This is a genomic window from Streptomyces sp. NPDC045968 (assembly GCF_056430475.1).
In genome coordinates this window covers 834,630-844,417 of sequence record NZ_JBWKLF010000001.1, presented here as the reverse complement: position 1 = coordinate 844,417, position 9,788 = coordinate 834,630, and the positions used below count along the sequence as shown (strand labels likewise).

The window sequence follows — 9,788 nt, the reverse complement described above, 5'->3', positions numbered from 1 at the left end:
CGGGGCACCTTCACCTGGTGGACCGCGTCGCAGTTGCTGCTCATCGCCTCGCACCCCCCCCCCCCCCCCCCCCCCCCCCCCCCCCCCCCCCCCCCCCCCTCCCCCCCCCCCCCCCCCCCCTCTCCTGTGGCCGGGGTCAGCCGTGCCGCACCGACGCCACCGGGGACGCCAGCTCGGGCCCTGCCGCGGATTCGCTGTGCTCCAGGGCCGGCAGCCGGGAGAGTCCGCGCGGGGTGCGCCAGTTCCTCTCGCCCAGCAGCGACATGACCGAGGGCAGCAGGACCATCCGTACGATCGTGGCGTCGAGCAGCACCGCGACGGCGAGGCCCACGCCCATCTGCTGCATGTCCTGCATGGACAGCGTGCCGAAGACCGCGAAGACGGCCACCATGATCGCCGCGGCACCGGTCACCGCTCCGGCCGTGCGCCGGATGCCCAGGTCGATCGCGGCCCGGGTGTCCAGGCCGCTGTCGCGGGCCTCGCGGATACGGGACACCACGAACACGTGGTAGTCCATCGACAGGCCGAACAGCACCACGAGGACGAACAGCGGCATCCAGGACTCGATCGCACCGACCCCCTCGGAACCGATCAGCTCCGCGCCCCAGCCGTGCTGGAAGACGGCGACCATCACTCCGTACGCGGCGGCCACGGAGAGCAGGTTGAGCAGGATGGCCGTCACCGCGATGACGTACGAACGGAAGCAGAACAGCATCAGCAGGAACGTCACCGCCGTGATGAAGACGAAGACCGGGACGATGCCTCGCTTCAGCTGGTCGTTGAAGTCGACGGAGCCCGCTGTCTCACCGGTCACATAGGCCTCGGCGCCGGTGCCGTCGAAGGCCTCCGGTACCCGGTGGCCGCGCAGTTCGGCCAGATCGGCCTTGCCGCCGGGGAGCGGCACCTCGATCTCCGCGACGTTCCGCGCCGTGTGGACGGTGACCTTGTCGAAGGAGCCGAGCGCCTCGCGGACGGCGGGCGAGGTGATGTCGTCGGCCCTGACCACGACGACGGCCGGGGCGGGCCCGCCCGGGAAGCTCTCGGAGATGTGCTCGTACGCTATCGCGAGCTCCGAGCCGGACCCGAACTGCTTCTCCAGGCCCAGCTGTTCGGTCTTCATGCCGAGCGCGGGCGCCGCCAGGGCGAGCAGGACGACGGCCGAGGCGACCGCGAAGAGCCTGGGGTGTGCGAGCACCGGCTTCAGGACCGTGCCCGCGATGCCTCCGCTCCTCCGGGCACCCTTCGTGCCGCGCCGGTTGAGGAGCGGTACGCGCCCCGCGTCGATCCGGTCGCCCAGCCAGGAGAGCAGGGCGGGGAGGACGGTCACGGAACCCAGCATGGCGATGAGGACGACCAGGATCGTGGCGAGCGCGAAGCCCTTGAACAGCATCAGGCCGGAGAGGAACATGCCGGCCATCGCGACCATCACCGTGACACCGGAGACGAGCACGGCCCGCCCGCTGGTGGCCGCGGCGATGCGCAGCGCCGTCTCGGCGTCCCTTCCGGCGGCCCGCTCGTCGCGCTCGCGCCGCAGGTAGAAGAGGCAGTAGTCGACGCCGACCGCGAATCCCATCAGGAACATGACGGAATACGTCGTCTGGAACAGGTGCAGTTGGTGGCTGGCCAGCGACAACAGGCCGAAGGCAGCCATGCACGCGGTCAGGGCGAGTCCGACCGGCAGCAGCGCGGCCACCACGGCGCCGAAGGCGACCAGCAGGATGCCCAGGGCCAGCGGTACGGCGGTGAACTCGGCCCTCTTGAAGTCCTCGGCGAGCAGGTCCCCGAGCCATTTGCCGGCGCTGGCCTCGCCGAACTGGTGGATCCGGACGTCCGTCCGGGCCTCCCGGACACCGGACACCGCGTCCAGTACCGGCTGCACCCGGTCGGGCGCGGTCGCCGCGTCCCCCTTCATCTCGAAGCTGATCAGCGCGTCCCTGCCGTCCTTCGAGGGGACGGGAGCGGAGAGGTTCTGGACCTCGCCGGTCTTCGCCACGGCCGCCGACACCTCTCCGGCCGCCTCCTTCCACTCTCCGGCCTGCCTGCCGGACACCATGACCAGCTCGCCTGCGGGATGGCCGAGGCCGGCGTCGGCGAGGATCTGCTCGGCGCGTGCCGAATCGCCCGCGCCGTTCTCCGCCTCGGTCATCTCGACCATGCCGGATGCCCCGCCGATGCCCGAGGCGAGCAGGACGAAGAGCAACCAGCCGAAAACGGCCGTCTTACGGTGGTGTGCGCTCCACACACCGATACGTGCCGCGAGGTTGCGCCTCATACGGTTCCGCCCCCAGAGATAGACGCTCACGTCGAACAGGACGCCTCCGAATCTAGGGACGGGCCCTCCGGCGCCCCAGCCGCCGAAGCCCCCGGTCCCGGAGCCGCAGGGCGACTACGAGGGTGGTGCTGGGTACACCCCCGGCCTGGTGGTGAGACGGCTGACGGCGGAGTCGTCCGCCGGGTGAGACTGTCCACGGACCGGGGCTCGGCCCGGGATCCGGCGAGGGGAGAGAAGCTGTGAACGTGACCGCGACACGGAGTCGGATACGGGGGGCGACGGTGGCCGCGGGGCGCGGGCTGGCCCTGTCGCTCCTCAGCCTGGCAGGGTCGCTGACCCTCTTCGTCCTGGCGGTGCTCTCGATCGTGTTCATCGTGCTGGGCATCGGGCTGGTCACCACGCCGTTCGTCCTGGAGACCGTCCGCAAGCACGCCGATCAGCGCCGGCTGTACGCGGCCACCTGGTCGGGAATCCGTATCCCCGTCCCGTACCGCGCCTTCCCGCCGGACCTGCGCACGGGTTTCGCGGGGCAGGTGGAGCGCACGACGCTGATGCTGAAGGACCCGGCGACCTGGCGGGACATCCAGTGGCTGATGGTCGACATGACGGCCGGCTGCGTGGTGTCCTTCCTCGCCTTCGCGCTGATGGTCTATCCCGTGGAGGGGTTCGTCCTGGCGGCGGGCCTGTGGCGGGTGTTCCAGGACAACACGTACTGGTACGCGTTCGTACCGGTCTCCAGTCAGCTGACGGGGCTGGCCGCCGCCGCGCTCGGTGTCTTCCTCTTCGTTCTCGGCACGCGGGCCGCCCAGCCACTGCTGCGCGCGCACTTCCTGCTGGCCCGTTCGCTGCTCTCCCCGACCCAGGAGCAGGCGTTGGCGCAGCGCGTCGACCGGCTCACCGAGACGCGGCACGAGGCCGTCGACACGGCCGCGGCCGAGCTGCGTCGTATCGAGCGGGATCTGCACGACGGCGCGCAGGCGCGGCTGGTCGCGATGGGCATGAACCTCGGCACCATCGAGGCGCTCATCGACAAGGACCCCGCGCAGGCGCGGAAGATGCTGGCCACGGCCCGCGAGTCGTCCGCGGAGGCCCTGACGGAGCTGCGCGATCTCGTACGGGGCATCCATCCGCCGGTCCTCGCGGAGCGGGGGCTCGGCGACGCGGTGAGGGCTCTGGCGCTGCGCCTGCCCGTGCGGTCGGAGGTGACCGTGGAGCTGGCCGGGCGCGCCGAGGCACCGGTCGAGTCGGCGGCGTACTTCGCGGTGGGCGAGACGCTGACGAACGCGGTGAAACACGCGGGCGCCGACCGCCTCTGGGTGGACATGCACCACAGGGACGGCATGCTGCGGATCTCCGTCACGGACAACGGAAAGGGCGGCGCCGTCATCGGTTCCGGGTCCGGACTGAGCGGAATCGAACGCCGACTCGGTACATTCGACGGCGTACTGGCCGTCAGCAGCCCTGCGGGCGGTCCCACCATGGTGACCATGGAGATTCCTTGCGCGTTGTCCTAGCCGAAGACCTCTTCCTGCTGCGCGACGGCCTGGTGCGGATGCTTGAGGCGTACGACTTCGAGGTCGCGGCGGCCGTGGAAACGGGGCCCGAACTCGCCAAAGCGCTCGCCGAGTTGAAGCCGGACGTCGCCGTGGTCGACGTCCGGCTTCCGCCGTCGCACACGGACGAGGGCCTCCAGTGCGCGCTCACCGCCCGACGGAACCGGCCCGGCCTGCCGGTACTCGTGCTCTCCCAGCACGTGGAGCAGTTGTACGCACGGGAGTTGCTGGCGGACGGCAACGGCGGCATCGGCTATCTGCTGAAGGACCGGGTCTTCGACGCGGACCAGTTCATCGACTCGGTGCGCCGGGTCGCCGCGGGTGGCACGGCGATGGACCCGCAGGTGATCTCGCAGCTGCTGTCGCGGCGCGCGCAGGACAAGCCGATGGGGGGCCTCACCCCGCGCGAGCGGGAGGTCATCGAGCTGATGGCCCAGGGCCGCTCGAACGCGGCGATCGCCTCGCAGATGGTGATCACGGAGCGGGCGGTGGCCAAGCACACGTCGAACATCTTCGGAAAGCTGGGCCTGCCGCAGTCGGACGACGACAATCGCCGCGTGCTGGCGGTGCTCGCGTATCTGGACCAGGGGTAGGAGCGGGGCGGCCGGCTCGGTCCCTCAACCCGTGAACCACCCGGCCGCGTCCAGGCGGAACGCACTCGCGGGCGCCATCGCCCGCAGGCCGGCCTCCATCGCGGCCACCTGTTCGGCACCGAGGGCCTCGGCCCACTCCGCCCGGATGCGGTCGAACCCCTGGGCGGACCTGACCAGTACGTCGGTACCGCGCGGGGTGAGCCGGACGAGCTTGCGGCGGCCGTCCTGCGGATCGTCGACGCGCTCCACGTAACCGAGCGCCTCCAGCTTCTCGACGGTCTTTCCCGCGGCCTGCTTGGACACTCCCAGCCGGCGCCCGACCTCGCTGGCGCTCGCGCCGTCCCGCCCGACCGCCTGGAGCGCGAAGCCGTAGGCGGGACGCACGTCCGGGTGGCCGTGGGCGGCCAGCTCGCCGTGCAGCGTATCGATGATCGACCGGAACCCCGCGAACAGCAGCAGCGGCAGCTCGAAGCCCGCACCTCCCTCCGGTTCAGCCATTGCGGAACTCGACAACTTGGTTTACCTTTTCGTCAATCACGTTGTCGAGTTTACCGCGAGAGGCACCCATGTCAGCCAGTACCTCGTCCGTGTTCCCCGAGCACACCCTCGAAACCGCACCGACCGCCGCGCGCCGCACCATGGAGGCCGTGGAGAAGAAGTCCGGCTATCTGCCCTCCGCCGTCGCGCGGCTCGCCACGTCGCCGCACCTGCTCGACGGCTTCCTGAAGATCAGCGCGATCTTCGAGTCGACCACGCTGGACCCGCTCTCCCGCGAGGTGGTGATCATGACGATCGCCACCCGCAACGAGTGCCACATCTGCGTGGCGATGCACACCGCGAAGCTCACCGCGCTCGGTGCGGACGACGAGCTGATCGCCGCACTGCGCGACGGCCTGACGCCGGTACTTCCCGATGAACGGCTCCAGGCGGTCCGGCAGTTCACACTGGACGTCCTCGCGACGGCGGGAGCGGTCGACGACGCGTCCCTCCGGAGCTTCCAGGAACACGGCTACACCGCACAGAACGCGCTGGAGGTGGTGCTCGGAATCGGCGCGTACACGATGTCGACGCTCGCGAACCGGCTGACCGGGGCGCCGGTCGACGCCCAAATGGCCGCGTTTGCCTGAGAGCTGAGCGTTACGGCTGATTTACGAATGTGGATTCCCACGAATTCCACGGCCGTCTGAACAGGGTGCGCATCCCGCCCGTATGGAACGTCACGCTTCTCCCTCGAAGCAGAGGAGTTCCATGGGACGCACATCGCGCAAGAAACGCAGCTCACTGGCCAATCGGGCGATTGCCGCCTCGGCCGCACTGATTCTGGGCGGAGGTGGACTGGTCGCAGTCAATGTCTACGCGAGCGCGGGAGAAGGATGGTCCGGATCACCTCCCGAACAGACCCGTAATGAAGGCCCCCGGATGTCCACCATCGACTGTCCCGACGTGGGAAACGAGCTTCCCGAAGTGCCCGACCAGGCACGTGGGGAGGTCGACCGCGAACTGGCGGCGATGGACACCCAGATCACCGACGCGTATCAGCAGTTCGCCGACCGGAAGGACCAGATCGCCCAGGATCCGGAACTCGCCGAAAACGCGGTGCTCGGCCCCCTGAGAGACAAACGGCTGGCGAGTCTCGATCGCATCGGGATCGCCATCGGGCGCGTCGCGGACCGGCCGGAAGGGCTGGAAGGGCTGGCCCCGTGCAGCCTGCGCGCGGACGACGACGCCGGGGCCGGCGGCGGCGAGGAGGCGGGCACCGGGGACGACGACCAGGACGGCCAGGAGGGCCAGGAGGACCAAGACGGTCAGGACGCCGACGGTCAGGACGGTCAGGCCCCGGACGAGAACGGGGACCCGGCCCAGGAGGGCAACGGCCCCGAAGCCTCCGACTTCGTCGACATCCAGTCGGTCCAGCCCAACGTCGAGCGCCCCCGCCAGCGACGGGGTGCCTCGCGCGGTACGTTCACGACCGACTGCGGGCGCAACGAGAACGGTAAATTCAACCCGGACAACGTCATTGTCGCGCCCGGAGTGAGCAATGGTGCTCACCATATGCACGATTACGTGGGTAATCAGGCCAACGACGCATTCGCGAGCGATGACGATCTGGCCAGGGGTGAGACGACCTGCCGCAATCAGGGTGACAAATCCACGTACTACTGGCCGGTGTTGCGTCTCCAGAACGGCCAGGCCGAGAACGACGTGGACGCCGACGGCGGCGGCAAGGACCAGAACGTCGGGGAGATACAGACTCCGTCCCAGGTGACCCTGCAATTCGTCGGGTCCCCCGCAGGGAAGGTGACGGCCATGCCTCGGTTCCTGCGGATCATCACCGGGGACGCGAAGGCATTCACGAATGGCGACGCGAACGCCAATGCCTCCTGGAGCTGCACCGGATTCGAGGACCGCCAGCTGAAGGACAAGTATCCGATCTGTCCGGAAGGCAGCCAGGTGGTGCGCTCGTTCGCGTTCCAGAGCTGCTGGGACGGCCGGAACACCGACAGCGCCAATCACCGCACTCATGTGGCCTTCGCGCAGGACGACGGCAGGTGCCCGGACGGATTCCGGGCGATTCCGCAGCTCGTGCAGCGCATTGTGTACGACGTCCCGCCGGGCCCCGGCTTCGCCGTCGACTCGTTTCCCGAGCAGCTGCACAAACCCGTCACGGACCACGGTGACTTCATCAACGTCTTCGGCCGGAACACGATGAAGAAGGTGGTGAGCTGCATCAACGACGGCCGTAAGTGCCGCTGACCCGGTCGGCGGCACCCACTGAACCACCCCCCGGACCTGCGCGGTCAGCTCCCGTGGTGACCGGAGTGCCCTTCCTCGCTCTCCCCACTGCCACTACTCCCCGAGTGGTGCTGCGAGGCGGTCTCCACCGTCCCCCCGAGCCGGCCGCGCAGCGCCGCGACCACCTTCGGCTCGCCCACGGCCACCCACTTCCGGCCGACGAGGTACGAGCCGCCGTAGTCGTCGGCCTCGTCGATCCACTCACGCTGCCCACGGTCGGTGGCGAAGGTGGCAAGCACGTAACGCCCGTCTGTGGTACGGCAGTTGGCCTGACGGATCTCGTCCGCGTCGGTCTGCAGATTCGGCTCACAGCGCGCCTTGGCGGCCAGCTGCTCCAGTGTCCCGGTGGCGGTGGGCGGCACGTCGCGTTCACCGTCACCGTCCGCAGATCCCCCACCGCACGCGGCGAGAAGCACCACTCCGACGCACACGACGGCGGCGGCCCGGCGCCCCCGCCCCCGACGCCGCTCCAGCTGTGTCACCATCCGCCCATCGTGCCCCGCGCGCCCCTCGCCGCGCGGCGGAACGGCGGATTCTTCACGGGCCCGGGAAACACGCACCCGACGCCCGCCCCCCGCGCCGGAGTGACCATCGCACCATTCGCTCGTTCTGCTGAACATGCCCCCGCGTCGAGCAGAGCCGTCCTCCGTCGAGCGTCACGCTTTCGGGGCGGTTGATCCGGAGCAGGTGGATGCCGCGCTGATCGAGCACTACACCCGGCTGACGCGGATCGGGTATCTCGTGCTGCCCTCCTCGCTCGGGTGCGGCCGACGGGTGATGACGGCGCACTGGATCGTCCAGCGGTCCCTGCCCCGGGCGCGGTCGGTGGGTCCGGTGGGCGGGTTGCCATTGCCACGCAGGGCCGGTGGGGTGGACGCGGGCTATGCGGATCTGCGGCTGCGGGTGGTGCGTTCGGCGCTGGAGGCCGGGGGGCCGTGGTGGCGTGGGGGCCGGTCGCGGTGGGTGCGGGGGGCTCCGTTCGTGCCGCGGGTGTGGGGGTTGCGGCTCTTCCCGCACTGCGGTGGTGCCGATGAACTCGCCCTGGATCAGGCGCTTTCCGGGATGTCGGGACCCTGCCGGGCCGCTCATGTGCTGCGGGGACTGGAAGGGCTCGCGGACGCGGAGGTGTGCCGGGTGCTCGCTGCCGCCGGGGTGGCGGACCCGGGTGCGGCGCTGGTGGAGGCGGACGCGGTGACGGCGCCCCACGCACTGCTGGAGTCCCCGGAGTTCGACCCGTGCTCCTTGCAGGCCAGGCCCACCGATCCGCTGCTGAGGCGTCGGCGCGCGAGGTCCGTGCTCGCCGGACTCGGGGCGCTGGTGGCGTGCGGGGCGCTGCTGGCACTGCCGGGGGACGGGTGGGGGCCTGACAGGCCCGCATCGCCGGCGTACCCGCGTAACCCGGCGGCCCAACGGGCCCTGGAACCGGCCGCGTTGCACCGGGTTCCGCCGTCGTTCTGGCAGCACTCGGCCCGTACCGACTTCACCGCATGGCCTGCCCGGGGCAACCGCACCGGGGACGCCGGGCTGCTGCGCCGGGCCCTTGCCGCCTGGGCGCTGCCCGGGCCCGACGACCGGTCGACGGCGGCACCCGGGACGCCCACGGGCCCTCCGATGGGACCTCCGCAGCTGCTGTACGCGGGAGTGGTCGACGAGGCCGCGGTGGTGCTGTTCCACGACGGGCTGCGCATCGTGCGGTACGCCGAGTCCCGCCACGCCCGTCCGGACCGGGACGCCGTGCTGGACTTCGCCCGGGTCGACGGCGCGGACTCCGCGAGCTCGAACGCCCTGGTCGTGGGGCGCGCCCACGGCCGGGTCCGTTATCTGACAGCCCCCTGGGTGCGCGAGGTGGCCGTACGGGATCTGCTCGCAGCGCACGCACAGCCGCGTGCGCTGCCGCGCGACGCCGACGGGGTGACCGCCGCGCTCGCCGGCATCGGGGACACCGCGGGGGGCTGCCGTTCCTGGGAGGCCCTGGAGGTGCGGGACGCGGAGGCCGTCCGGCTGGTGACCGATCTCGGCGAGCTGACTCCGGTCCGGCTGACGTCCGGGGCTCCGTCCACCGCGCACGACGTGTCGGGACGGGCCGAGCGGGAGAGCTGGGCGCGGACCGCGTGTCTGCTGCCCGCTGTGCGCGCAGGCGGCGTCCGGTCGGTGAACGCCTGGCCCTTCGCGTACCAGCCGCTGCCCGAGGACGGCGGAGCGGCGCGGTGGCTCTGCGTCCGTGCGGAGACGTGGCGGGGTACGGGGAGCAGGGTGCTGGCGGAGTTCCAGGCGCCGGCGGAGCCGTCCGTCCCGGGCGCGGTCGCGGCCCGCGCCGAGGACTCGCCGGCCTGCGGCCCCCGTGAGCCGCAGGTGCTGGCCGGCGTGCTCTGGAAGTCTGCGGCCGGGCGGTGGTACGTGGTGGCCGCGGGCTCCCGGCACTTCGCCTCGCTGTCCGCCTCCGGAGGTGTGGTGGGCAGTGCCCGTGGCCGTCTGCTCACCGTGCCCGCCCGTGCCGGCGACCGGGCCGAGCTCAACGGGCTGCTGACGGACGGCCGCAGGGTCGGCGCCCTGCGCTGAGGGGCCGGGCGGCTTGCC

7 protein-coding genes and 1 pseudogene are annotated in these 9,788 nt (G+C 71.1%); 5 read left to right on the top strand and 3 right to left on the bottom strand.

What is annotated here, in order from left to right:
* Positions 1-136: 136 nt before the first annotated feature.
* Positions 137-2,272: an MMPL family transporter gene (locus AC07FA_RS03640; RefSeq protein WP_479073018.1), complete on the bottom strand. Its 2,136-nt coding sequence runs from the start codon at positions 2,270-2,272 to the stop codon at positions 137-139.
* A 245-nt stretch (positions 2,273-2,517) separates the two neighbouring features.
* Between AC07FA_RS03640 and AC07FA_RS03635 the strand changes: the two genes are divergently transcribed.
* Together AC07FA_RS03635 and AC07FA_RS03630 are read left to right on the top strand one after the other, a co-directional pair.
* On the top strand, positions 2,518-3,786 hold the full coding sequence (locus AC07FA_RS03635; RefSeq protein WP_479073017.1) for a sensor histidine kinase: 1,269 nt from the start codon (positions 2,518-2,520) through the stop codon (positions 3,784-3,786).
* Positions 3,771-4,418, top strand: coding sequence for a LuxR C-terminal-related transcriptional regulator (locus AC07FA_RS03630; protein WP_479073016.1), 648 nt, complete (start codon positions 3,771-3,773; stop codon positions 4,416-4,418). The genes AC07FA_RS03635 and AC07FA_RS03630 overlap by 16 nt, the downstream gene beginning before the upstream one ends.
* Positions 4,419-4,442: 24 nt before the next feature.
* Here the strand turns inward: AC07FA_RS03630 and AC07FA_RS03625 are convergent.
* Positions 4,443-4,956, bottom strand: a pseudogene (locus tag AC07FA_RS03625) (MarR family winged helix-turn-helix transcriptional regulator).
* Between the two features lie 28 nt (positions 4,957-4,984).
* Between AC07FA_RS03625 and AC07FA_RS03620 the strand changes: the two are divergent.
* Both AC07FA_RS03620 and AC07FA_RS03615 read left to right on the top strand, forming a co-directional pair.
* Positions 4,985-5,545: a carboxymuconolactone decarboxylase family protein gene (locus AC07FA_RS03620; RefSeq protein ID WP_479073015.1), complete on the top strand. Its 561-nt coding sequence runs from the start codon at positions 4,985-4,987 to the stop codon at positions 5,543-5,545.
* A 121-nt stretch (positions 5,546-5,666) separates the two neighbouring features.
* Positions 5,667-7,172 (top strand): DUF1996 domain-containing protein, encoded by a 1,506-nt coding sequence (locus AC07FA_RS03615; protein ID WP_479073014.1) that lies wholly within the window; start codon positions 5,667-5,669, stop codon positions 7,170-7,172.
* Between the two features lie 44 nt (positions 7,173-7,216).
* Here the strand turns inward: AC07FA_RS03615 and AC07FA_RS03610 are convergent, their stop codons facing one another.
* Positions 7,217-7,696, bottom strand: coding sequence for a hypothetical protein (locus tag AC07FA_RS03610; RefSeq protein WP_479073013.1), 480 nt, complete (start codon positions 7,694-7,696; stop codon positions 7,217-7,219).
* Positions 7,697-7,829: 133 nt separating this feature from the next.
* On the opposite strand from AC07FA_RS03610, the gene AC07FA_RS03605 reads away from it, so the two are divergent.
* Positions 7,830-9,770, top strand: a complete 1,941-nt coding sequence (locus AC07FA_RS03605; RefSeq protein WP_479073012.1) for a hypothetical protein — start codon at positions 7,830-7,832, stop codon at positions 9,768-9,770.
* Positions 9,771-9,788: the final 18 nt, after the last annotated feature.